This window comes from Kitasatospora sp. NPDC057223, assembly GCF_042669755.1.
Taxonomy (GTDB): domain Bacteria; phylum Actinomycetota; class Actinomycetes; order Streptomycetales; family Streptomycetaceae; genus Kitasatospora.
The window spans coordinates 1-21160 of sequence record NZ_JBHUWW010000111.1 but is presented as its reverse complement, the minus strand read 5'-3'; the positions used below and the strand labels follow the sequence as shown (position 1 = coordinate 21160).

The following is a 21160-nucleotide window of genomic DNA, read 5'->3' as shown; positions in this document are numbered from 1 at the left end:
GGGCCCGCCCCGCCGCCGTGTCCGGAGGCGTCCGCGCCGGGGCCGTGACAGCGGCGCGACGGTACGGCGGCCCGCTGACAGTCGCGTGACAGCGGCCCGACAGTACGACCGGGCAGTCTCGGGGCATGACACGAATCGCCACTCCCCGGAACGACCGGGCACCCGTTGAACCGGGTATCGCCGTCGAGGTCCGCGGCCTCGTCAAGCACTACGGCGCCACCAAGGCGCTGGACGGCGTCGACCTCAGCGTCCGCCAGGGCACCGTGCTCGGCGTCCTCGGGCCGAACGGCGCCGGCAAGACCACGCTGGTCCGCGTCCTGTCCACGCTGATCAAGCCGGACGCCGGGACGGCGTTCGTCGGCGGCTACGACGTCCTGCGCCAGCCCAAGCAGCTGCGCCGCACGATCGGCCTGACCGGGCAGTACGCCTCCGTCGACGAGATGCTCTCCGGCTACGAGAACCTCTACCTGATCGGCCGGCTCCTCGACCTCTCCAGCAAGGAGGCCAAGGCGCGCGCCACCGAGCTGCTGGAGCGCTTCTCGCTCACCGAGGCCGCCAGGCGCACCGCCAAGACCTACTCGGGCGGCATGCGCCGCCGGCTCGACCTCGCCGCCAGCATGATCGGCCGCCCCAAGGTGCTCTACCTGGACGAGCCCACCACCGGCCTCGACCCGCGCACCCGCAACGAGGTCTGGGACGAGGTGCAGCGGATGGTCGCCGAGGGCGCCACCGTCCTGCTCACCACCCAGTACATGGAGGAGGCGGAGCAGCTCGCGGACGAGCTGACCGTCATCGACAAGGGCAAGGTGATCGCGGCCGGCCAGGTCGCCGACCTGAAGGCCCAGGTCGGCGGGCGGACCTTGCAGGTCCGGCCGGTGCGCCCGGCCGAGCTGCCCGAGATGGCCCGCTGCCTCGGCGACGGCGGCATCGGCGGCGCCACCTTCTCCGCGGACACCGGCCTGCTCTCCGTCCCGATCACCGGCGACGAGCAGCTCACCGCCGTCGTCGGCCTGCTGGGCACCCGGGGCTTCGGCATCGCCGGGATCGACACCAAGACGCCGAGCCTGGACGAGGTCTTCCTCACCATCACCGGGAAGCCCGCCACCGACGCCCCGGCCGACGCCGTCCCCACCCTCGCGAAGGAGCCCGCCGTATGAGCACCGCGACCCTCACCCCGGCCCCGGCCAGGGCCCTCGAACCTGCCGCCGACACCGACCCGCGGATCGGCCTGCGCTCCACCCTGCGCCACATCGGCGCGCTGACGCGCCGCAACCTGATGCGGATCAAGGCCGACCCGGAGTCGATGTTCGACGCGGTGCTGATGCCGGTCATCTTCACCGTGCTGTTCGTCTACGTCTTCGGCGGCGCGATCTCCGGCGACCAGGACTCCTACAAGCAGTACATGATCCCCGGCCTGCTCGGGCAGACCGGACTCACCCTGGCGATGGCCGTCGGCACCGGACTGAACAGCGACTTCCAGACCGGCGTGATGGACCGCTTCCGGACACTGCCGATCGGCCGGTCCGCCGTCCTGGTCTCCAAGATCGCGGCCGAGACCTGCCGGGCCCTTCTCTCCTTCACCATCCTGATCGTCTTCGCGATGATCCTCGGCTTCGAGATCAAGACCGGCCCGCTGGAGCTGCTGGCCGCGATCGGCCTGTCCCTGCTGTTCGGCATGTCGATCGTCTGGATCTCGATGCTGCTCGGCATGGCGCTGCGCAGCGCCCAGGCCGTCCAGGGGGTCTCGATGCTGGTGATCATGCCGCTGCAGTTCGGCAGCTCGATCTTCGCGCCGACCGACTCGATGCCCGGCTGGCTCCAGGCCTTCACCCACTACAACCCGCTCTCGGCGCTCGCCGACGCCTGCCGGAACCTGCTGAACGGCGGGCCGCTGACGCACTCGGTGCTGATCGTGCTCGGCTGGTCGGTGGCCATCACCGCCGTCTTCGCGCCACTGGCCGTGGCCCGGTTCCGCAAGCGGACCTGAGCACCCGTGGCCGGCGGCCCGCCGTCAGTACGGCGAACCGCTGCCGAGCGCGTCCAGCAGGGCGGCGGCCTCTCCCAGCGAGAGGCCGCCGCCCTCGGCGTAGGCGGCCTCGTACTCCTCGTCACCCAGCAGCAGCCGCAGGCTCCGCTCCGCCCGGTCGCGGTCCAGCTGCTCCAGGTGCATGCCGCCCGGCCCGTTCAGCCCGCCGTGCGCGCCGAGCAGCGTGGCGGCCCGCCGGGCCGGGGCGGCGGCGGCGTCCCGCTCCGCGAAGGCCCGCAGCACACCCGCCGCCGCGGGCATCATCATCACCGTCATCTGCTCGGCGAACACACCGGCGTCGCCCCTGATCTCCCGCAGCAGCATCCAGCCGCCGTGGAGCAGCTCCAGGCCCTGCTCCGGCTCGCCGGCCCGCGCGAGGATCCAGCCCCGGGTGCAGGCGAGCATCGCCGACACGACACCCGGGACCATCGGGCCGAAGGTGTGCCGGACGGAGTCCAGCAGATCCAGCTCGGCGATCGCCTCGGCGTACTCCTCCCGCTCGGCGTGCAGGCCGGCGAGGATCAGGTGCCCGAAGAGGATCGTGCCGTTGGCCGCCTGGTTGTGCGGCCCGACGAGCTCCAGGGCCGCCCTGACCGTCTGCTCGCCCTCGGCCAGGTCGGTCTTCATCAGGGCGTTGCCGAGCTGGACCATGAGCATCGGCACCTCCTGCGGAGCGCCCAGCTCCTCCGCCAGCTTCATCGCCTCGCGGTAGGCGGCGGCGGCCTCCTCGGCCATCCCCTGGTTCGCCAGGGTCTCCCCGCGGGCCGCGAGCGCCTGCGACATCCCCCACAGGTCACCGGAGCCGGTGAACAGCGCCAGCGACTCCTCGCCGTCGGCCGCGCCGCCGTCCAGCCCCTCCGGCATGTCGTTGCGCATCTTGGCCCGGAGCATCAGGATGAAGGCCAGGTCACTGGTGCGGCCGTGCGCCCGGCAGCCCTCCACCACCTCGTCGAGCATCTCCCGCATCCGGCCCATCTGCCCGGCCAGGAAGAGCGCGAACACCCGCATCAGCGCCGGGAACCGGTACGACTGCGGGAGCTCCGGGGTGTAGACGGCCAGGATGCGCTCCGCCAGGTCGGTGACCTCCCCGCTGCCGAGCATGTCGACGTTCCCGTCGAACAGGCGCATCAGCCGGTAGAGCCTGAGCTGGCGACGGCCCTCCAGCAGGACGCCCGGCGGCAGCGGCGGCGTGTGCTCCACGACGTCGTCGGCCAGCGGCACGCCCGGCGGGGCGTCGTCGGCGAACGGGTCGGGGCCCAGCGCCGCGACGGCGTCGTACCAGGCGCACGCCTCGGAGTTGTAGCCCCGCAGCGTCCAGTACCAGCTCATGCCCAGGGCCAGCAGCAGCGCCTCGTCCTCCAGCCGCCGGTCGACGGCCCGGCGCAGCGCGGCCCGGATGTTGTCCTGCTCGCGGTCCAGCACGCCGAGCAGGCGCAGTTGCTGCGGGCCGTGGATGTCCAGCTCGGCGGTGCGCACCAGCTCCCGGAAGTGCCGTACGTGGCGCAGCTGGACGTCGTCCGCCGGCTCCTGGGCGAGCCGCTCGGCGGCGTACTCGTGGATGGTCTCCAGCATCCAGTAGCGCGGCGGGCCGCCGGTGTCCAGGCCGGCCACCAGCAGGGACTTGTCGACCAGCGAGAGCAGCAGGTCGGCGACCTCCTCGCGCGGCACCCCGGCCTCGTCGGAGCAGACCGCCTCGGCGTCCTCCAGCGTCCAGCCGCCGGCGAAGACCGACAGGCGGCGCAGGACGGCCCGTTCGCGTTTGCCCAGCAGGTCCCAGCTCCAGTCGACGACGGCGCGCAGGGTCTGCTGGCGGGGCAGCAGGGTGCGGCTGCCGGCGGTGAGCAGGGCGAACCGGCCGTCCAGCCGGTCGGCGATCTGACGCGGCGTCATGACCCTCAGCCGGGCGGCGGCGAGTTCGATGGCGAGCGGCAGGCCGTCGAGGCGGCGGCAGATCTCGGCGCAGGCCGCCGGATCGCCGTCCGGGTCGAAGCCCGGACGGGCCGAGGCGGCGCGCTCCATCAGCAGGCGCAGGGCCACCGGGTCGGGCAGCGGTTCGACGGGCAGGACGCTCTCGCCGGGGACGCCCAGCGGCTCGCGGCTGGTGGCCAGCACGGTCAGGCCGGGGCACTCGGCGAGCAGTTGGTCGGTGAGGTCGGCGGCGGCCTGGACGACGTGCTCGCAGTTGTCCAGGACGATCAGCATCCGGCGCCGGCCGCAGTGTTCGACGATCTTGCGCACCGGGTCGTCGGTACGGCTGTCGATCACCTCGGCCACCTTGCCGCCGGTGTGCAGCACGGTCTCGCGCAGCCCGAGCGCGGAGAGCACCGCCCCGGGGACGGCCTCCGGGCTGTCCAGCGGCGCGAGTTCGGCCAGCCAGACGCCGTCCGGCCAGGCCCCGCCGCCCTGTTCGGCGCGGCCGGCCTCGACCGACAGCCGGGTCTTGCCGGAGCCGCCGGGGCCGGTGAGGGTGGTCAGCCGCCCCGCCGCGAGCGCGGCCCTGAGGGCGGCGAGGTCGCTCTCCCGGCCGACGAAGCTGGTCAGCCGGGGCCGCAGGTTGCCGCCCGGGCGCGGGGCGGCGGCCGGTGCGGCGGGCGGCTGGGCGGCGGCGGCCGGGTTGAGCAACTCCTCCTGGATCGAGCGCAGTTGCGGCCCGGGGTCGGTGCCCAGCTCGGCCGCCAGCGCCCGCCGGACCCGCTCGTACTGGCGCAGCGCGTCGGAGCTGCGGCCGCTGTCGTGCAGCGCCCGGATCAGCAGGTACTGCACCTGCTCGTCCAGCGGGTGCAGGTCGGCGAGCCCCGCGAGCTCGGCGGTCAGGTCGGCGGCGCGGCCGAGGCCCAGGTCGGCGCTGATCCGGTGCCGGCGGGTCTCCTCGCGCTGCACCTCCAGCCGGGTCGCCGGGCCGGCCCGGTCGGGCAGGTCGGCGAGGGCGGGGCCGCGCCAGAGGTCGAGGGCCGAGCGCAGCAGGGCGGCGGCCCGCTCGTGGTCGGCGGCGTCCAGGGCCCGGCGGCCCTCGGCGGCGAGGCGCTGGAACTCGGCGGCGTCGGTGTGCGGACCGGTCAGCCAGTACCCGGCCGGGCCGGAGGCGATCTCGGTGCGGCCCAGCGTCCGGCGCAGCCGTCCGACCAGGGTCTGCAGGGCGGCCGCGGCGTCCTGCGGCGGTTCGTCGCCCCAGACCTCGTCGACCAGCAGCTCGGCGGGCACCGGGCGGCCCTGCCGCAGCGCGAGGGCGGCGAGCAGCGCGCGCAGCCGGGCCCCGCCGAGCGGGACGGGCGTGCCGTCGTCGTGGTGGGCCGTGGTGGTACCGAGGATGCCGTAGTGCACCCGCCCATTCTGGTCGACGTCCGGCAGTGCGCACGCACATATATCCGGTACCCGGCCGTCCGGCACCGCCGCACCGGCCACGGAACCCGGCCGGGTGTCCCGTACGTTCACCGGTGACGGCTTGTCCGGGCCCGGCCCGGACGGCATGATCGGTGCCCGGGCCGGGCCCGGTCCGCACTCCCCCGCCCTCCCGCCTCTCAACCCTCCGGAGCCATCGCATCATGGGAGCCAACGCATCATGACCTTCGCGGAAGCGCGGCGCTCGAGCAGGGAGGACCGTCGGATCAGCCCGGTCTTCTGGGTCCTGCTGGCGGTTCTCGGCACCTCCGGCTGGGCCGTCTGGTCGGGCTACGGCAACGACCCCGGCTTCGGGGTGTTCCTGTTCGTCATCTCGGGGTGGATGGTCTCGCTCTGCCTGCACGAGTACGGGCACGCGCGGACCGCCCTGCACGGCGGCGACATCTCGATCGGCGCCAAGGGCTACCTGACGCTGAACCCGCTGAAGTACACCAACGTGCTGTTCAGCTTCGTCCTGCCGGTGGTCTTCGTGATCATGGGCGGGATCGGCCTGCCCGGCGGCGCCGTGTACATCGAGCGCCACCGGATCAGGGGCAGGCTCAAGCACAGCCTGATCTCGGCGGCCGGCCCGCTGGTCAACGTCCTCTTCGCGGCCGTCCTGCTGACCGCCGTCGGGGCGGGCTGGTTCGAGAGCCCGACGGACCGGATCGACTTCGAGGGCCGGGAGCTGCCCTACTCCGCGCTCTCCGCCGCCCTCGCCTACCTGGGGATGTTCCAGGTCAGCGCGGCCCTGCTGAACCTGCTGCCCGTCCCCGGCCTGGACGGCTACGGCATCCTGGAGCCCTGGCTGTCACCGAAGGCCCGGCGCAGCGTGGAGCCGTTCGCGCCGTACGGGATGCTGGCGGTGTTCGCCCTGCTCTGGCAGCCCGAGGTGAACCGCTGGTTCTTCGACCTGGTCTACAGCGTCACCGACCTGTTCGGCGTCGACCGCGGCTACCTGTTCCTCGGCGACTACCTGTTCCGCTTCTGGAACCACTGAGCCCCGGCTCAGCGGCCGCCCGCCGCCGCCTTCGCCTGCCGGTCCTTGCGGAGGTGGAACCACGCGATGTTGCTCGACACCCCCGCCAGCAGCACCCAGACCACGCCCAGCCAGTTCCCCTGCACGAAGGACACCACGGCGGCGGCCACCGCGAGGACGAGGACGATCGAGGCGTAGAGGGCGGTGCGGGGCATGGCGGGAGGCTCCTAAAGCCGGGTACGGTCAGCCCCCATTGTGGCCGACGGCCCGGCGCCCGCGGCCCAGGGGGCCCGCGGGTGTTCGGCGGCCGGGTCTGTCGGCGGCTGCTGGGAGGATCGCGGCATGACGGATACCGAGGGACTTCTCGCACGGGTGGCGCGGCACGCCGGGGCCGGCGAGGAGGCCGTTCCTCCGCCGGTGACCGCGACGGAGCTGGCCGCCGCCGAGGCGCTCCTCGGTGTGACCCTGCCCCCGCTGCTCGCCGGGCTCTACCGCGAGGTCGGCAACGGCGGCTTCGGCCCCGGCTACCGGCTCTTTCCCCTGACCGGCCCCGGCGAGAGCCTCGTCGGGACGTACCGCGCCGAGCGCGCGGGCATCGAGGGCGAGGACGATCCGCACTGGCCGGCCGGCGTGCTGCCGATCCTGGCCTGGGGCTGCGGCATGCTCGCGGCGGTGGACTGCCTGAGCGGGCCGGCCACCGTCCTGCACTTCGAGCCGAACGGCGTCGTGGGCGGCTGGGAGGAGGCCTGGTACGTGGACGCGCCGAGCCTGGCGCAGTGGCTGGAGACCTGGCTCGCGGGCACCGGCTGGTACGAGGACGGTGCGCCCGGCGACGGTGAGCCGGGCGACCCCCGCCCCTGGAAGGACGCCGCCGCCCGGCTGTCCGCCCCGGCCTGACCCGCGCCCGGGTCCGCCGCCGGACGCGGAAAGTGCCTTCCGCCCGGTACGGCGGAGGCCTTGGACAGGCCCCGGCCGTACCGGGCGGAAGGCACTTCCACGGACTCGGCGCGGGTCAGTGGCGCTTGCCGCGGCGGTCCGCGAGCCGGTGGACCACCGCGACCAGGGTGTCCACCTCCTCGTGGGTGTTGTAGAAGGCGAACGACGGCCGGACGGTGGCCTCCAGGCCGTAGCGGCGCAGGATCGGCTGCGCGCAGTGGTGGCCCGAACGCACCGCGATGCCCTCCTTGTTGAGCGCGGTGCCGACCTCGCTCGGCTCGTAGCCGTCCAGGACGAACGACGCGATGCTCGCCTTGTTCGGCGCCGTGCCGACGAGCCGGAGCCCGGGCACGCCGCGCAGGCCCTCGGTGGCGTGCTCCAGCAGGGTGTGCTCGTAGGCGGCGATGTTCGGCAGGCCGATCCGCTCGACGTACTCGATGGCCGCGCCGAGCCCCACCGCGTCGGCGATGTTGCCGGTGCCGGCCTCGAAGCGGTTCGGCGCCGGCTGGTAGCTGGACCGCTCGAAGGTGACGTCGGTGATCATGTTGCCGCCGCCCTCCCACGGGGGCATGTCCTCAAGGACCTCCCGCTTGGCGTAGAGCACCCCGATCCCGGTCGGCCCGAACAGCTTGTGCCCGGAGAAGACCAGGAAGTCCGCATCCAGCGCCCTGACGTCGATCGGCAGGTGCGGGACGGACTGCGCCGCGTCGACCAGGACGCGTGCCCCGGCCCGGTGCCCGAGCTCGATGATCTGCTCGACGGGCACGACGGTGCCGAGCGCGTTGGACATCTGGGTGACCGAGACCAGCTTGGTGCGGTCGGACAGCAGCGCGGCGTACTCGTCGAGCAGCAGTTGCCCGTCGTCGTCGACCGGGATCACCTTGATCACCGCGCCGGTCTGCTCCGCCAGCATCTGCCAGGGCACGATGTTGGCGTGGTGCTCCAGGTGGGAGATGACGATCTCGTCGCCCGCACGGATGTTCCGGGGCCCCCACGCCTTGGCCACCAGGTTGATCGCCTCGGTGGTGCCCCGGACGAACACGATCTCCTCGGCGGAGCCCGCCCCGATGAACCGGGCGACGGTGTTCCGGGCACCCTCGTAGGCGTCCGAGGCCCGGGCGGCCAGCTCGTGCGCCGCCCGGTGGATGTTGGAGTTCTCCCGCGAGTAGAACTCCACCAGCCGGTCGATCACCGCCTGCGGCTTCTGCGTGGTCGCCGCGTTGTCCAGCCAGATCAGCGGGCGGCCGTTGACCAGTTCGGACAGGATCGGGAAGTCCCGGCGGACCGCCCGCACGTCGAACGCCGGGTGCTGGTCGAGCGGCAGCCCGACCGGTGCCGCGGGCTCCTGGACGAAGTAGTACGGCGCGGTGGTGGCCGTCGGCGGCTCGGGCACGAAGAGGGACGGCAGCCCCAGGTGCCCGAAGCCGGGGAGCTCCGGAGCCTTCGCGGGGTATCCGGGCGCCTCGGTGAGGAAGTAGTAGGGCCCGGCGCCCGAGGGCTGCGGCGGTGCGGCGGCCGGTGCGGCGGCCGGTGCGGCCGGCGGTGCGGCGGCCGGTGCGGCCGTCGGCGCTCCGGGGACCACCGGCAGGGCCGGCGCCACCGGCGCCGGGGCCGGTCCGGAGCCGGGCCCGGGTGCGCTGACCGCCCAGGTCGCCGGGGCGCTGGTCGGCGGCGGCCCGGCCGGCGGGCTCATCCCGGCGGTCGGCGCCGGCGGGGGCGGGTCCGCGGCCGGCAGGCCGGCCGGTACCGGCCACTGCGAGCCGCCGTCGGGGGCCGGAGCCGGCGAGCCGGCCGGCTGCCCGGGGAGGGCTCGGAAGAGCTCCCCGGCCAGCCGGCTCAGCGTCGCCTCGTCCGGCAGCCACGCCGGGGCGTTCTCGTTACCGGTAAGTGGGGGCGTAGTCATGGAACTTGTCCACCTCGACGTCGTCGAGCACCGCGAGCGCGTCCTCGGTGAGCACCGCGAGCGAGCAGTACAGGGAGATCAGGTAGGAGGCGATGGCACTCCGGTCGATCTGCATGAAGCGCACCGACAGGCCCATCCCCTGCTCCCCCGAGAGACCGGGCTGGAACAGTCCGACCACGCCCTGGCGCGACTCGCCGGTGCGCAGCAGCAGGATCTTCGTCCGGCCGTTCTCCAGCGGGACCTTGTCCGACGGGATGATCGGCAGGCCGCGCCAGGTCAGGAACTGCGAGCCGAACATGCTCACCGTCGCCGGCGGCACGCCGCGACGGGTGCACTCCCTGCCGAAGGCGGCGATGCCCTCCGGGTGGGTGAGGAAGAAGGCGGGCTGCTTCCACACCTTCGTGATCAGGCGGTCCATGTCGTCCGGCGTCGGGGGGCCCGCCATCGTGGAGATCCGCTGGCCGTCCGCCACGCTGCTCAGCATCCCGTACTCCGGGCTGTTGATCAGCTCGCCCTCCTGGTGCTCCTTCACCGCCTCGATGGTCAGCCGCAGTTGCTGGGCGGTCTGGTCGTGCGGGCTGGAGTACAGGTCGGTGATCCGGGTGTGGAGGTCGAGGACCGTCTGGACGGCCTTGAGCCGGTACTCCCGGGGCTCCTGCGAGTAGTCGACGAAGGTGTCGGGCAGCGGCGACTCGTCGAAGTTGTCGCACTCGATGCGCACCGACTCCGGGTGGACCACCTTGTTCACCCGGTAGATGCCCGCCTCGACCGGCACCCAGGACATCAGGTGCACCAGCCAGCGAGGCGTGATGGAGGCCATCTGCGGAACGGTCTTGGTGGCGTTCGCCAGGGTGCGCGCCGCGTTGTCGCTCACCGACATCGATCGCGACGGTGGATTCACAGCCGTGCTCATGCGACGTCTCCTTTCCGTGCCCGGGCAGCAGGCACATGTGACGGGGAGTGAGATCACCGACGGCGATGTGAACTGCCGTCCGCCTCTCGCACTAACTTTCACACCACCCTTCCAGTGGACCCGGTAGCGGTCCAATGCGTGTTTTCGAGGCTTTCATCGACGCGGGCTATGATTCACGCATGATCGACTTGAGTCGGCTGCGCGTCCTGGTGGCCGTCGCCCGTGAAGGTTCGGTCACCGCGGCCGCCGAGGCGCTGCACTACGCCCAGCCGACGGTGAGCCACCAACTCGCCAAACTGGAGGCCGAGGTCGGCGTGCCGCTGCTGCAGCGGATGGGGCGCGGCATCCGGCTCACCGACGCCGGCCGGCTGCTGGTGGACCGCGCCGAGTCGATCCTCGCCCAGGTCGAGTCGGTGCACGCCGAACTCGAGGAGCTGGCCGGGCTGCGCACCGGCCGGGTCCGTCTCGCCGCCTTCCCCTCGGCACTGGCCACCCTGGTGCCGCTCGCGGCCGCCCGCGTCTCCGCCCAGTACCCCGGCATCCAGCTCACCCTGATCGAGGCCGAACCACCGGACGCACTCAGCGCCCTGCGCAACAACGACGTCGACGTCGCGCTGATCTTCCAGCACGGCGACCCGCCCCAGCGCGATCGCCGCGACACCACGATGACACCGCTCCTGGAAGAGCCGCTGTACGTCGTCACACCGGCCGACCGCACCTGGGACGGCCCCCGGGCGGAGCTGGCCACCTACGCCGGCACCCGCTGGATCGCCGGCTGCGAACGCTGCCGCGAGCACCTCGTCGAGGCCTGCGGGCGGGCCGGCTTCGCGCCGACCGTCGAGTTCGAGACCGACGACTACGTCGCCGTCCAGGCCCTCGTCGCGGCCGGACTGGGCGTCAGCCTGCTCTCCGGCCTCACCCTGGTCGCCAACCGCCACCCCGGTGTCAGGCTCGACCGGATCGCCGGCATGCGCCGGCAGGTCGTCGCCGCCGTCCACGGCAAGCCGCCCGCCTCCCAGCCCGCCCAGGTACTCCTCGACGCACTGGCCGCGACCGTCTCCGAACCGCAGTGGCCGTCCTGACGGCGGCCCTGCCGTAGGCGATCACGGCAGGGCCGCCGGGCCGGGCCGGCAGGCACGGAGGCAGTGCGGGAAGGGGCCGTCGGGGGCGGGCGGGCTCCGGCGGCGCTGTCGAATCGCGTCAGGAGGGGCCCGGGATGGCCTGCCGGTGCACCGGATCGACCCCGGGACCGGGACCGGGACGATGCCCGGCGATGCGTGGCGGTAACTTGGCCGTTCATGACGGCCTTTCGTATCGGTGTGATGTATGACCGCTCCTGGGACCCGGCGGAGCTGCCCGCCTTCGCGCGCGAGGTCGAGGCGCTGGGGACGGACGATCTGTGGGTCGTCGAGGACCTGGGGTGGAACGGCGGGATCTCGGCGGCGGCGGTGGCGCTGGGGGCGACGGAGCGGCTGCGGGTCGGCATCGGGATCGCGCCCGCCCCCCTGCGCAGCCCCGCCCTGCTGGCGATGGAGGTGGCCACCCTGGCCAGGGTCTTCCCCGGCCGGCTGGTGGCCGGGATCGGTCACGGTGTGCGGGAGTGGATGCGGCAGGCCGGGGTGGCCCCGCGGTCACCGCTGGCCCTGCTGGAGGAGACCCTGACCGCGGTGCGCGGCCTGCTGCGCGGCGAGCGCGTCACCGTGGACGGGCGTGAACTGCGGATCGACGGGATCGAGTTGGTCCACCCGCCGGCGAAGGACGCGGTGCCGCCGGTGATCGCGGGCGTCGTCTCGCCCAAGTCCCTGGAACTGGCCGGCCGGGCGGCGCAGGGCACGCTCGTGGCCGAGGGTCACGGCCCGGAGGACCTGCGCGCGGTCCGTGCCGCAGCGGAGCGCGGCGGAGCGGGCCCGGACCACTCGATCACCGTGTTCACCTTCCTTGGTCTGGGAGACACGGCGGCGCCGGCCCTGCGGGACGCCGTCGCCGGACACGCGCAGTGGCTGGGGCGCGACGAGTCGGCGACGTTCGCGGCCGGGGGCACGCCGGCCGAGGCGGCGGAGGCGCTCCGCTCGCTCGGGGACGCGGGCGCGCAGACGGTGGTCCTGCGGATCTGCGGCCCGGAGCCGCTCGCACAGCTGCGCCAGGTGATGACAGCCCTCGGCGGCTGAGGGACCGCGCGGCGCGCAGCGCCTCGGCCACGGCACCGGCGTGGCCGGTCGCTGCACGAGCCGCCGTCCGAGTGCCCGTCCTCGTGCGCACGGGACGGCGAAGGACCCGGCCGCGGTGCGGTCGGGTCCTTCGCCGGGGCCGGGCACGGCCGTCCGGCAGCGGGCGCCGGGGTGTCACACGTCGGTGATCCGCAGGCCCGCGTGGGCCTTGTAGCGGCGGTTGACCGAGATGAGGTTGGCCACCAGGGACTCGACCTGGTGGGCGTTGCGCAGGCGGCCGGCGAAGATGCCGCGCATGCCGGGGATCCGGGAGGCGAGGGCCTGGACGATGTCGGTGGCGGCGCGCTCCTCGCCGAGGACCATCACGTCGGTGTCGATCTCCGCCACGGACTCGTCCTGGAGCAGCACCGCCGAGAGGTGGTGGAAGGCGGCCGTGACGCGGGAGTCCGGCAGCAGGGCGGCGGCCTGCTGGGCGGCGCTGCCCTCCTCGGGCTTGAGGGCGTAGGCGCCCTGCTTGTCGAAGCCGAGCGGGTTGACGCAGTCCACGACGATCTTGCCGGCCAGTTCCTCGCGGAGGGCCGAGAGGGTGGCGGCGTGGCCGTCCCACGGCACGGCGACGATCACGACGTCGCTCTCCCGGGCGGTGGTGGCGTTGTCCGCGCCGCGGACGCCGAGGCCCAGTTCGGCGGCGGAGGCCGCGGCCCGCTCCGCGGTGCGGGAGCCGATGATGACCTGCTGGCCGGCCTTGGCGAGCCGGTAGGCGAGGCCGCGGCCCTGGTCGCCGGTACCGCCCAGGACGCCGACGACGAGGCCGGAGACGTCGGGCAGGTCGTGGGCGGTGTTCGTCGCTGAATCGGGGGAAGTCATGCCGATGATCCTGCCAAAGGCCCGGCCCCCACGACATGCTTACCCGCTATGGACGCGGTGAGAGTTTCAGCACTCCGGGAGTCCCTCGCCGGGACGGGCTGGATCGAGTCGACCCGGGCCTTCGCGGGCGCCCTGCGCCGCAGCGTCACCCGCCGCTCGGCCGGCGGGTTGCTGCTGGTCGGCACCGCCGGGTACGAGCCGTGGCACCTGGCGGCCCATCTGGAGGACGAGGCCGCCTGGTCGGACGTCCCCAGGCTGGCTCCGACGCTGCTGCGCCACCGGGTGCCGGAGGGCTCGCCGGCGCATCTCTCGCACGGCCTGCGGCGGCTGGCCGCGGCCGGACGCGGGGTGACGGTGCTGGTGGTGGCGCCCGCGGCGGCCGGCGCCGGGCTGCTGGAGCGGGTGCAGGACGCCCGCCGGGGCGGTGCGACCGTCCTCGCGGTGGACAGCGGCGACCGCGAACTCGCCGCGCTGGCCGACGAGTCGCTGACCGTGGCGACGCCCGAGGAGGAGCCCTTCGAGCTCGTCCAGCACCTGGTGAGCGCCGCCGCCGGCGAGGCGCCGGCGCGCCGCTCCCGGCCGGGTGGCGCGGGTGGCTGGGCTGCCGTGCTCCGCCGGCTGACGGCCGATCCGGTCACCCGTTGGTGAAGCAGCTTCGGTTGTCGACATGTTGACGTGACCTCAGGGGCGGGCCGCCACCGGACCGGCGCGGTGCTCCTGCGGGCTGATGCCACGTTCGCGCTTGAACGCGGTGCTGAGCGCGAAGGCGCTGCCGTAGCCGACCTTGCGGGCCACCGCACCGACGGTGGCGTCGGGCTCGCGGAGCAGCTCGGCGGCCAGCGAGAGCCGCCGGCCGGTCAGGTAGGCCATCGGCGGCTGGCCGACGAGTTCGTTGAAGCGGCGGGCCAGCGCCGCCCGGGAGACCCCGGCCTCGGCGGCCAGCCCGGCCACCGTCCAGGGGCGGTCCGGCGCCTCGTGCAGCAGGTCCAGCGCTCGGCCGACGACCGGGTCGCCCTGGGCCCGGTACCAGGCGGGGGCCCGGCCCCCGGGGCGGGAGAACCAGGCCCGCAGGACGGCGATCAGCAGCAGGTCGAGCAGCCGGTCGAGGACGACCTCCTGGCCCGGCTCGTCCCGGCCGATCTCCTCGGCGAGCAGCGCCGGGAGCGGGCTGCTCCAGGCGTCGGCGGGCAGGACGAGCACCGGCGGCAGGGCGGCCAGCAGCCGGCGGCTCACCTCCCCGTCCACCTGGTACGTGCCGCTGAGCAGCACGGCCGAGCCGTCCGGGCCGTCGCCCCAGGTGCGCACGCCGAGCGTCATGTCGGCGCACAGTTCCACGCCGTCCGGGGTGGTGGAGAACTCGCCGGGGTGGATGATGATCTGCGGCTCGGTCGCGGGGTCGTCGGCGACGGTGTACGGCTCGGGGCCGCGTACGACGGCGATGTCGCCGGGCTTCAGCGGCTCCGGCGGGCCGGTGCCGGGGACGATCCAGGCCTCGCCGCGCTCGACGGCCAGCAGCGTGAGCGGCGCCCGGTCCTGGATCCGCAGGGCCCACGGCGGGTTCAGTACGGACCTGAGCAGGAAGGCGCCCCGGGCTCTCGGCCCGTCCAGCAGGCCCGCGAGTGCGTCCATGCGGCCGAGTCTAGGGGGCCGTCGCGGGCCCGCGCCTGGACTCCCGCACATGCGCGTGAGCCTCTCGGCCATGGCCCGGCCGGACCGGGCGGCGGTTGACTGGCGGGGCACCGGAGAAGAGCCACCGCCCGCCGTCCGCCCCTGCCCTGGAGTCCCGATGTCCGCACTCTTCCGTACCGCTTCGCTGCTCGCGGCGACCGTCACGACGGGCCTGGTCGCGGGCCTGTTCTACGCCTACGCGTGCTCGGTGATGCTCGCACTGGGCCGGGTCGACGACCGCACCTTCGTGGACGTGATGCAGAAGATCAACACCTCGATCCTGAACGGCTGGTTCGCGATCGGCTTCGGCGGCGCGATCGTCTTCTCCGTCCTCACCGCCGCCCTCCACGGGCGCGGCGACGGGCGGCCGGTACTGCCCTGGATCGTGGCCGCGATCGTGCTGTACGGGGTCGTGCTGGTGATCACCGGAGCGGCGAACGTACCGCTCAACAACGACCTGGCGGCCGCCGGCGACCCGGCCCGGATCGCCGATCCGGCCGCGCTGCGGGCGCACTTCGAGGGCGCCTGGGTGCGCTGGAACATCGTCCGCGCGGCGGCCTCGACGGCCGCGTTCGGCTGCCTGGCCCGGGCGCTCGTCCTGGAGGGCCGCATCCCGCCCGCCGGGGCCTGAGCGGGCCGCCGCTACGACCTGTCCCGGGCGTCGTCCTCCCACTGCGCGTCGTCCTTGCGCCACTCGCGGTTGCGCTCGTCCGCGATCTCCAGGGCGTGACCGGCCTCCTCGCGGGAGCCGTACGGGCCGAGGCGGTCCTTGGCCGGGCACTCCGGGCCCTCCTCGACCTTGCCGTGCTTGATGCAGTAGAACCACTCGCCGGGCCTGCCGGTCGGTTTGCGGTTGAATCCCAGAGCCATGGCGGGCCTCTCCCGTTCGTACGGACGTCCTGTCAGATCATTCCCGGCCGCGCTCCGCGACACACCGCCGGGGCTGCCGCGACCCGGCGGATAGACTCGCGGCCATGGCTCTCGTACCCGGTATCCAGTCCCCCACCCGCAAGGTTCCGGCGCACATCGCCCGCCCCGAGTACGTCGGCCGGCCCGCGCCGACCCCGTACACCGGGCCCGAGGTGCAGAGCGCGGAGACGATCGAGAAGATGCGGATCGCGAGCCGGATCGCCGCGCAGGCGATGGCGGAGGCCGCGAAGCTGATCGCACCGGGTGTCACCACCGACGAGCTGGACGTCGTCGCCCACGAGTACATGTGCGACCACGGTGCGTACCCGTCGGACCTCGGCTACCGCGGGTTCCCGAAGTCGATCTGCACCTCCGTCAACGAGGTGATCTGCCACGGCATCCCGGACTCGACCGTGCTGCAGGACGGCGACATCGTCAACATCGACGCCACCGCGTACATTCACGGGGTGCACGGCGACCTCAACGCGACGTACCTGTGCGGCGACGTGGACGAGGAGTCCCGCCTGCTGGTCGAGCGCACCCGGGAGTCACTGGACCGCGCGATCAAGGCCGTCAAGCCCGGGCGCCAGGTCAACGTGATCGGGCGGGTCATCGAGTCGTACGCCAAGCGCTTCGGCTACGGGGTCGTCCGGGACTTCACCGGGCACGGCATCAACACGTCGTTCCACTCCGGCCTGATCATCCCGCACTACGACAGCGAGCGGGCCACCGAGGTGATCCGGCCGGGGATGACCTTCACCATCGAGCCGATGCTCACCCTGGGCACGTACGACTACGAGATCTGGGAGGACGGCTGGACGGTCGTCACCAAGGACCGCAGGCGGACCGCCCAGTTCGAGCACACGCTCGTGGTGACGGCCGACGGCGCCGAGGTGCTGACCCTGCCGTAGCGCGGCGCCCGGTCCGCCGAGCGGCGGACCGGGGCGGCGGACGCGCCTAGCCGATGAGCCACTGCTCCTCGGCGACCGCGCCGACCTCGGTGCAGGCGTCGGTCAGGACGTCGAGCACCCGCAGGGCGTCCGGCAGCGGCTGCTCGGGGCCGCGCAGCCAGCGCACCTCGGAGCCGTCCGGCAGGGCGGCGGGCGGGAGCAGGGTGTACGAGCCGCGGCAGTGCCAGCGCAGGCCGGGGTGCTCCGACATGGTGTCGGGCGTGGAGTCCAGGACGCTGGGCCACCACTCGTCCTCGTCGACCGGGGTGCCCCGGGTCGCGGTGAAGAACAGGTAGCGGTCGCCGCCGACGGCGGCGACCGGGCCCTCGATGCCCAGCTCGGCGAGCCGGGCGAGGGCGAGCACGCCGGCCTCGGCGGGGACGTCCAGCACGTCGTGGGCGCGGCCGGTGGCGGTGATGAAGTTCGCCTGCGGGTCGCGGGAGAGCCAGCGGGCGAGCTGCTCGGGGTCGGTGGTCGCCTGTGTCTGCCAGGCGAACGAGACCGGGTGCTGGGCCGGAGCCGGACAGCCGACCCGGTCGCAGGAACAGCGGTAGCCGGCCGGATGCGCGGCGGGGGCGAGCGGGAAGCCGGCGCGGACGGCGCCGAGCAGCTGATCCAGTCGGGCGGCGGGGCTGTCCGAGGGCACCGGGCGGGCCCGCTGACGTTCGCGCTTCTGCCACCAGGTGGTCCACCTGCTGCTGGCTTCCATCGGGCCCCTTCCGGTACATCTGCTGTGCCTGGTGTGACACAGCGTTCGACGCAACACATGCGAGGCAACAACCGGCACGTCCCACTGCTTCCCGGGTGTGCTCGGTCCCCCGTCTCCGCCGGGCGGCCGGAGCCGGGGTTGCCGGACGGCCGACGCTCTGGGTCACGGTACGGAGCGCGAGAGTTGCGGCTCGGCGGACGGGCGCGCGGACACGCACCACACCCGGCCCGTACACAGGCCCGCTGACCCGGGTACTACCCGAGGGCGTACACAGCAGGATAAGGGTGTGCAGGACCTGTGGATGACCGGGGGCGGTGCCTCTCCGGTCACACCCGCCCCCTGCGCACCGGCCGGTCACGTCCGTGCGGACCGGACACTCATGGCCGCGCGGGGCGGCCGGAGGTGAGACGCTGGTGGGGTGAGAAGCGCGGACACCGAATTCGTCGGCGGGCCCCTGGACGGCCGGATCCTGCCGATCCCCCTGGGCCCGTTCAACGGCGTGCCCAAAACCTACCGGGTCCCGGTACCCGCCCACGGGGACGTACCGGCCGAGACGCTGGTGTACGTGCGCGCCAAGCAGCACCGGGGCGCGCGCTGGCACTGGCGCTACGAGTACGACGACGGCACGCCGGGCACCGCCGTGACGGACGGCGAGACGTCCGGCTAGCGGCGTCGGCTGCGGGCCCGGGCCCGGCGGCACGCCCGCGGGCCCGGCGGCGAGGCACACGGAGGACGGCGATGGCGCACGCGAAGCGACACCCCGGAGCGGGCGGCGGCACACCGCACGGCGCCCCGCACGGCCGGCAGGCGGCCTTCCTGGCCGGCGGTCTGCTCGTCCTGATCACTCTCTACAGCGCGACACTCGGATCGAACGGCTGGCTGTGGTTCGGCTGGGCGGTGCTGCTGCTCGTCTGCGCGGCACTGTTCGCCGTACAGGACTGAGCAGCCGCACCGCCCGTCACACTCCCCGCCCGGCCCCCGCTCCGGTCAGTCATCCTCGGCGAGGATCAGGTAGAGCTTCTTGCGGGCCTCGGTGAGGACGGCCAGCCCCTTGGCGCGCTGCGCCTCGCTGCCGGTGGCCATCACCTGCCGGATCGCGCTGTCGACCGCGCCGAGCGCCTGGCCGACCTCCTGGACGGCCTCCCAGTCGACCTCGCGACCGGCCTCCGCCCACGGCTCGTCCGCCCCCGCATCGGCCTCGGCCCGGCCCGCCTCGGTGAGCGAGACCAGCCGCTTGCCGGACACCTCCTGGGCGGTGATCAGCCCCTCCTCCTCCAGCAGCTGGAGGGTCGGATAGATCGAACCCGGGCTCGGGCGCCAGGCCCCGCCGGTGCGCTCGGCGATCTCGGCGATCATCTCGTAGCCGTGCATCGGCCGTTCCTTGAGCAGCGCGAGCAGCGACGCACGCACGTCCCCGCGCCGCGCCCGGCCACCACGCCGGCCACGCGGACCGCCGTGCCCCCGGCCGAAGCCGTGGCCGAACGGGCCGCCCGGCGGACGCCCGGGGAACCCGGGGCCGCCAGGCCCGCCGGGCCCGCCACCGAAGGGCGGACCGAACGGACCGAAGGCGTGCCGCCCCTCGAATCCCTCACCGGGTACGTCTCCGAACTCCGGGCCACGGCCACGGCGTCGTCCGCCGCGCCCGCCTCCCTCTTCCTTCCTGTACGGATTTCCGGGGCGCATGGCACCCACCACCTCTCGTCGTCCATCTCATGGGAGACAGTCTCGAAGTAACTGTCTCGATAACTCGACGATATATCGCTAACTGTCGCTCGTCAACGGATACCGACAGTCGGCCGACATCGACGGGGGCAAGGCGCCATGGCGCCGAGTGGTGCCATGTGGTGCCATGCGGTGCCACTCCGCATCCATGGAAGGCCGTGCGCGGGCGCGGCGACACCATCCAATGGGACTCGTCTTCCGCCGTTCGTGCAGCTCAGAAGGGTTGCCCGGAGGATCGCGCCACCAGTGGCGCCATGAGGGCTTGCACATGGCGCCATCGTGGTGCCATGATGGCGTCATGGACCTCACCCCGTATGTCGACACTCTCCGCCGCGAACTCGCGGTGGCCGCCGAGGCCGGCGGCGACGAAGCCCGCGAGCTGGCCGAGAGGCTCACCGCTCCCCTGGAGTCGGCGACCCGGCTGACCATGCTCAACGTGCTCTCCGCCGCGATGGACGAGATCACCCGTGAACTCGCCCCCGGCTCGGTCGACGTACGGCTCCGCGGGCTCGACCCCGACTTCGTGGTGACCCTGCCGCCCACCGACAGGGGCACCCCGGCCGCGCCCGCAGCGTCCGCAGAGCCGCTCCCGGCCCCGGCCGACACCGACGAGGGCGGCACCGCCCGCGTCAACCTGCGCCTGCCGGCCCACCTCAAGGCCCGGGCCGAGGAGACCGCGGCCCGCGAGGGCCTGTCGGTCAACGCGTGGCTGGTGCGCGCCGTCTCGGCCGCCGTCGACGGCGGCACCCGGCCGCGCCCCACGGAGAAGACCCGGACCGTCGGCCAGAGCATCACGGGCTGGGTGCGCTAGCACCGCACCCACGCCCGCCCCACTTCACCCCCACCACGTCCCACCAGCAGGGACGCCCCAGAGACCCCAGAGGACGGGACAGCCATGCCTTCTTTCGACACTCCCGAACCGATCACGGCCACGACGCACGTGGAGGCCGGTTCCATCCGCTTCACCGCCGGCGACCGCCTCGACACCGTCGTCGAGGTGCGGCCCCGCGACCCGAAGAAGGACCAGGACGTCCGTGCGGCCGACCAGACCGAGGTCACGTACACGAGCGGCGCCCTGACCGTGCGGACCCCCAAGCAGCGCTATCTCATCGGGCGCACCGGCACCGTCGACGTGACGGTCGAACTGCCCACCGGCTCGCGCGTCGAGATGACCGGCGCCTGGGCGCAGGTGCTCGGCGAGGGCCGGCTCGGCGAGGTCCGGGTGAAGACCTCGTCCGGCGACGTCCGCCTGGACACGACCGGGCCGCTCCAGCTGACCGCGTCCCACGGCTCGATCACCGTCGACCGGATCGAGGGCACGGCCGAGATCACCACCAGCTCCGGCAGCCTGCGGGTCGGCACCGTCGACGGCTCCGCCGTCCTGAAGAACTCGCACGGCACCACGACCGTCGGCACCGCGAACGGCGACCTGCGGGTGAACGGCGCCAACGGCGACATCGACATCGCGCACGCCGAGGGCTCGGTCGTCGCCAAGACCGCCCACGGCACCCTGCGCGTCGCCGACGTCGCCTCCGGCACCGTCCAGCTGGAGACCTCCTACGGAGCCATCGAGGTCGGCATCCGCGAGGGCACCGCCGCCTGGCTGGACGTCAGCTCCGGCCACGGGCAGGTGCGCAACACGCTCACCGCCTCCGACGCCCCGGGGAAGACCGAGGACACCGTCGAGGTCCACGCCCGTACCCGCCACGGCAACATCGACGTGCGCCGCGCCCGCGCCTGAGCACCGGCCCCGCCCGTCCCCGTCGCCCCAGCCCCCGAAAGCTCCGGCCTCCGAAAGGGAGGACTCCATGCCTTCTTCTGTCATGCCCACGTCCAGGCGAGCGGGCGGTCCGCCGTCTCCGGCCGCCATTTCGGCTGTCGGTCTGCGTAAGTCGTACGGCGGGAAGGTGGTGCTGGACGGCATCGACCTTGCCGTTCCGGCGGGGACCGTCTTCGCGTTGCTCGGCCCGAACGGGGCCGGCAAGACCACCGTCGTCAAGATCCTCTCCACCCTGGTGAGCGCCGACGCCGG

23 protein-coding genes are annotated in these 21160 nt (G+C 73.6%); 14 read left to right on the top strand and 9 right to left on the bottom strand.

All coding sequences use genetic code 11. From position 1 onward, the window contains the following. The first annotated feature begins 125 nt into the window (after window positions 1-125). A complete protein-coding gene (locus ACFUK0_RS30245) occupies window positions 126-1157 on the top strand; it encodes an ATP-binding cassette domain-containing protein (RefSeq protein WP_380255646.1) in 1032 nt (343 codons plus the stop codon). After that, a complete protein-coding gene (locus ACFUK0_RS30240; RefSeq protein WP_380255645.1) occupies window positions 1154-1987 on the top strand; it encodes an ABC transporter permease in 834 nt (277 codons plus the stop codon). Before ACFUK0_RS30245 ends, ACFUK0_RS30240 begins: the two co-directional genes overlap by 4 nt. A gap of 24 nt (window positions 1988-2011) precedes the next feature. On the opposite strand, the gene ACFUK0_RS30235 is transcribed toward ACFUK0_RS30240, so the two are convergent. Beyond that, a complete protein-coding gene (locus tag ACFUK0_RS30235) occupies window positions 2012-5347 on the bottom strand; it encodes a BTAD domain-containing putative transcriptional regulator (protein WP_380255644.1) in 3336 nt (1111 codons plus the stop codon). Between the two features lie 238 nt (window positions 5348-5585). On the opposite strand from ACFUK0_RS30235, the gene ACFUK0_RS30230 reads away from it, so the two are divergent. Then, window positions 5586-6404: a site-2 protease family protein gene (locus ACFUK0_RS30230; protein ID WP_380255643.1), complete on the top strand. Its 819-nt coding sequence runs from the start codon at window positions 5586-5588 to the stop codon at window positions 6402-6404. Between the two features lie 8 nt (window positions 6405-6412). On the opposite strand, the gene ACFUK0_RS30225 is transcribed toward ACFUK0_RS30230, so the two are convergent. Next, a complete protein-coding gene (locus tag ACFUK0_RS30225) occupies window positions 6413-6598 on the bottom strand; it encodes a hypothetical protein (RefSeq protein ID WP_380255642.1) in 186 nt (61 codons plus the stop codon). A gap of 127 nt (window positions 6599-6725) precedes the next feature. On the opposite strand from ACFUK0_RS30225, the gene ACFUK0_RS30220 reads away from it, so the two are divergent. After that, window positions 6726-7280, top strand: coding sequence for an SMI1/KNR4 family protein (locus tag ACFUK0_RS30220; RefSeq protein WP_380255641.1), 555 nt, complete (start codon window positions 6726-6728; stop codon window positions 7278-7280). Between the two features lie 115 nt (window positions 7281-7395). On the opposite strand, the gene ACFUK0_RS30215 is transcribed toward ACFUK0_RS30220, so the two are convergent. After that, window positions 7396-9222, bottom strand: coding sequence for a family 2A encapsulin nanocompartment cargo protein cysteine desulfurase (locus ACFUK0_RS30215; protein ID WP_380255640.1), 1827 nt, complete (start codon window positions 9220-9222; stop codon window positions 7396-7398). Continuing rightward, window positions 9197-10135 carry a family 2A encapsulin nanocompartment shell protein gene (locus ACFUK0_RS30210; protein ID WP_380255639.1) on the bottom strand — a complete coding sequence of 313 codons (939 nt, stop codon included), beginning with the start codon at window positions 10133-10135 and terminating at the stop codon, window positions 9197-9199. The genes ACFUK0_RS30215 and ACFUK0_RS30210 overlap by 26 nt, the downstream gene beginning before the upstream one ends. Window positions 10136-10314: 179 nt before the next feature. Between ACFUK0_RS30210 and ACFUK0_RS30205 the strand changes: the two genes are divergently transcribed. After that, window positions 10315-11217, top strand: coding sequence for a LysR family transcriptional regulator (locus ACFUK0_RS30205; RefSeq protein WP_380255638.1), 903 nt, complete (start codon window positions 10315-10317; stop codon window positions 11215-11217). A 216-nt stretch (window positions 11218-11433) separates the two neighbouring features. Further along, a complete protein-coding gene (locus tag ACFUK0_RS30200; RefSeq protein ID WP_380255637.1) occupies window positions 11434-12303 on the top strand; it encodes an LLM class flavin-dependent oxidoreductase in 870 nt (289 codons plus the stop codon). Between the two features lie 174 nt (window positions 12304-12477). Here ACFUK0_RS30200 and npdG read toward each other — a convergent pair whose 3' ends face one another. Then, entirely contained in the window at window positions 12478-13170 is a 693-nt protein-coding gene (npdG, locus tag ACFUK0_RS30195; protein WP_380255636.1) for an NADPH-dependent F420 reductase, read from the bottom strand. 48 nt (window positions 13171-13218) lie between these two features. Between npdG and ACFUK0_RS30190 the strand changes: the two genes are divergently transcribed. Beyond that, window positions 13219-13818, top strand: coding sequence for a hypothetical protein (locus ACFUK0_RS30190; RefSeq protein ID WP_380255635.1), 600 nt, complete (start codon window positions 13219-13221; stop codon window positions 13816-13818). Window positions 13819-13851: 33 nt separating this feature from the next. On the opposite strand, the gene ACFUK0_RS30185 is transcribed toward ACFUK0_RS30190, so the two are convergent. Then, window positions 13852-14799, bottom strand: coding sequence for an AraC family transcriptional regulator (locus tag ACFUK0_RS30185; protein ID WP_380255634.1), 948 nt, complete (start codon window positions 14797-14799; stop codon window positions 13852-13854). A gap of 157 nt (window positions 14800-14956) precedes the next feature. On the opposite strand from ACFUK0_RS30185, the gene ACFUK0_RS30180 reads away from it, so the two are divergent. Beyond that, a complete protein-coding gene (locus ACFUK0_RS30180) occupies window positions 14957-15469 on the top strand; it encodes a DUF1772 domain-containing protein (protein ID WP_380255633.1) in 513 nt (170 codons plus the stop codon). Window positions 15470-15480: 11 nt separating this feature from the next. Here the strand turns inward: ACFUK0_RS30180 and ACFUK0_RS30175 are convergent, their stop codons facing one another. Beyond that, on the bottom strand, window positions 15481-15708 hold the full coding sequence (locus ACFUK0_RS30175) for a hypothetical protein (RefSeq protein ID WP_380255632.1): 228 nt from the start codon (window positions 15706-15708) through the stop codon (window positions 15481-15483). Window positions 15709-15812: 104 nt separating this feature from the next. Here ACFUK0_RS30175 and map point away from each other — a divergent pair, with 104 nt between their 5' ends. Beyond that, window positions 15813-16658, top strand: coding sequence for a type I methionyl aminopeptidase (gene map, locus ACFUK0_RS30170; RefSeq protein ID WP_380255631.1), 846 nt, complete (start codon window positions 15813-15815; stop codon window positions 16656-16658). Window positions 16659-16704: 46 nt separating this feature from the next. Here map and ACFUK0_RS30165 read toward each other — a convergent pair whose 3' ends face one another. Continuing rightward, a complete protein-coding gene (locus ACFUK0_RS30165) occupies window positions 16705-17406 on the bottom strand; it encodes a bifunctional DNA primase/polymerase (RefSeq protein WP_380255630.1) in 702 nt (233 codons plus the stop codon). 418 nt (window positions 17407-17824) lie between these two features. Between ACFUK0_RS30165 and ACFUK0_RS30160 the strand changes: the two genes are divergently transcribed. Then, the gene (locus ACFUK0_RS30160; protein WP_380255629.1) at window positions 17825-18073 is read left to right on the top strand and encodes a hypothetical protein; all 249 of its coding nucleotides are present in this window, start codon (window positions 17825-17827) and stop codon (window positions 18071-18073) included. 71 nt (window positions 18074-18144) lie between these two features. Next, window positions 18145-18348, top strand: coding sequence for a hypothetical protein (locus ACFUK0_RS30155; RefSeq protein WP_380255628.1), 204 nt, complete (start codon window positions 18145-18147; stop codon window positions 18346-18348). 45 nt (window positions 18349-18393) lie between these two features. On the opposite strand, the gene ACFUK0_RS30150 is transcribed toward ACFUK0_RS30155, so the two are convergent. Further along, entirely contained in the window at window positions 18394-19089 is a 696-nt protein-coding gene (locus ACFUK0_RS30150; protein ID WP_380255627.1) for a PadR family transcriptional regulator, read from the bottom strand. Between the two features lie 337 nt (window positions 19090-19426). On the opposite strand from ACFUK0_RS30150, the gene ACFUK0_RS30145 reads away from it, so the two are divergent. The 3 genes from ACFUK0_RS30145 to ACFUK0_RS30135 all read left to right on the top strand — a co-directional run. Beyond that, window positions 19427-19939 carry a toxin-antitoxin system HicB family antitoxin gene (locus ACFUK0_RS30145; protein WP_380255626.1) on the top strand — a complete coding sequence of 171 codons (513 nt, stop codon included), beginning with the start codon at window positions 19427-19429 and terminating at the stop codon, window positions 19937-19939. Window positions 19940-20023: 84 nt separating this feature from the next. Then, entirely contained in the window at window positions 20024-20869 is an 846-nt protein-coding gene (locus tag ACFUK0_RS30140; protein ID WP_380255625.1) for a DUF4097 domain-containing protein, read from the top strand. Window positions 20870-20936: 67 nt separating this feature from the next. After that, on the top strand, window positions 20937-21160 hold a 224-nt coding region (locus ACFUK0_RS30135; protein ID WP_380255624.1), incomplete at its 3' end, for an ATP-binding cassette domain-containing protein.

What these genes read in the sequence shown, in the direction of transcription:
- ACFUK0_RS30165 (WP_380255630.1), bottom strand. Translation starts at nt 17,406, where the DNA reads ATGGAAGCCAGCAGCAGGTGGACCACCTGGTGGCAGAAGCGCGAACGT.
- ACFUK0_RS30230 (WP_380255643.1), top strand. Translation starts at nt 5,586, where the DNA reads ATGACCTTCGCGGAAGCGCGGCGCTCGAGCAGGGAGGACCGTCGGATC.
- ACFUK0_RS30225 (WP_380255642.1), bottom strand. Translation starts at nt 6,598, where the DNA reads ATGCCCCGCACCGCCCTCTACGCCTCGATCGTCCTCGTCCTCGCGGTG.
- map (WP_380255631.1), top strand. Translation starts at nt 15,813, where the DNA reads ATGGCTCTCGTACCCGGTATCCAGTCCCCCACCCGCAAGGTTCCGGCG.
- ACFUK0_RS30175 (WP_380255632.1), bottom strand. Translation starts at nt 15,708, where the DNA reads ATGGCTCTGGGATTCAACCGCAAACCGACCGGCAGGCCCGGCGAGTGG.
- ACFUK0_RS30205 (WP_380255638.1), top strand. Translation starts at nt 10,315, where the DNA reads ATGATCGACTTGAGTCGGCTGCGCGTCCTGGTGGCCGTCGCCCGTGAA.
- ACFUK0_RS30140 (WP_380255625.1), top strand. Translation starts at nt 20,024, where the DNA reads ATGCCTTCTTTCGACACTCCCGAACCGATCACGGCCACGACGCACGTG.
- ACFUK0_RS30190 (WP_380255635.1), top strand. Translation starts at nt 13,219, where the DNA reads ATGGACGCGGTGAGAGTTTCAGCACTCCGGGAGTCCCTCGCCGGGACG.
- ACFUK0_RS30220 (WP_380255641.1), top strand. Translation starts at nt 6,726, where the DNA reads ATGACGGATACCGAGGGACTTCTCGCACGGGTGGCGCGGCACGCCGGG.
- ACFUK0_RS30150 (WP_380255627.1), bottom strand. Translation starts at nt 19,089, where the DNA reads ATGCGCCCCGGAAATCCGTACAGGAAGGAAGAGGGAGGCGGGCGCGGC.
- ACFUK0_RS30245 (WP_380255646.1), top strand. Translation starts at nt 126, where the DNA reads ATGACACGAATCGCCACTCCCCGGAACGACCGGGCACCCGTTGAACCG.
- ACFUK0_RS30240 (WP_380255645.1), top strand. Translation starts at nt 1,154, where the DNA reads ATGAGCACCGCGACCCTCACCCCGGCCCCGGCCAGGGCCCTCGAACCT.
- ACFUK0_RS30145 (WP_380255626.1), top strand. Translation starts at nt 19,427, where the DNA reads ATGGACCTCACCCCGTATGTCGACACTCTCCGCCGCGAACTCGCGGTG.
- ACFUK0_RS30185 (WP_380255634.1), bottom strand. Translation starts at nt 14,799, where the DNA reads ATGGACGCACTCGCGGGCCTGCTGGACGGGCCGAGAGCCCGGGGCGCC.
- ACFUK0_RS30155 (WP_380255628.1), top strand. Translation starts at nt 18,145, where the DNA reads ATGGCGCACGCGAAGCGACACCCCGGAGCGGGCGGCGGCACACCGCAC.
- ACFUK0_RS30215 (WP_380255640.1), bottom strand. Translation starts at nt 9,222, where the DNA reads ATGACTACGCCCCCACTTACCGGTAACGAGAACGCCCCGGCGTGGCTG.
- npdG (WP_380255636.1), bottom strand. Translation starts at nt 13,170, where the DNA reads ATGACTTCCCCCGATTCAGCGACGAACACCGCCCACGACCTGCCCGAC.
- ACFUK0_RS30180 (WP_380255633.1), top strand. Translation starts at nt 14,957, where the DNA reads ATGTCCGCACTCTTCCGTACCGCTTCGCTGCTCGCGGCGACCGTCACG.
- ACFUK0_RS30200 (WP_380255637.1), top strand. Translation starts at nt 11,434, where the DNA reads ATGACGGCCTTTCGTATCGGTGTGATGTATGACCGCTCCTGGGACCCG.
- ACFUK0_RS30210 (WP_380255639.1), bottom strand. Translation starts at nt 10,135, where the DNA reads ATGAGCACGGCTGTGAATCCACCGTCGCGATCGATGTCGGTGAGCGAC.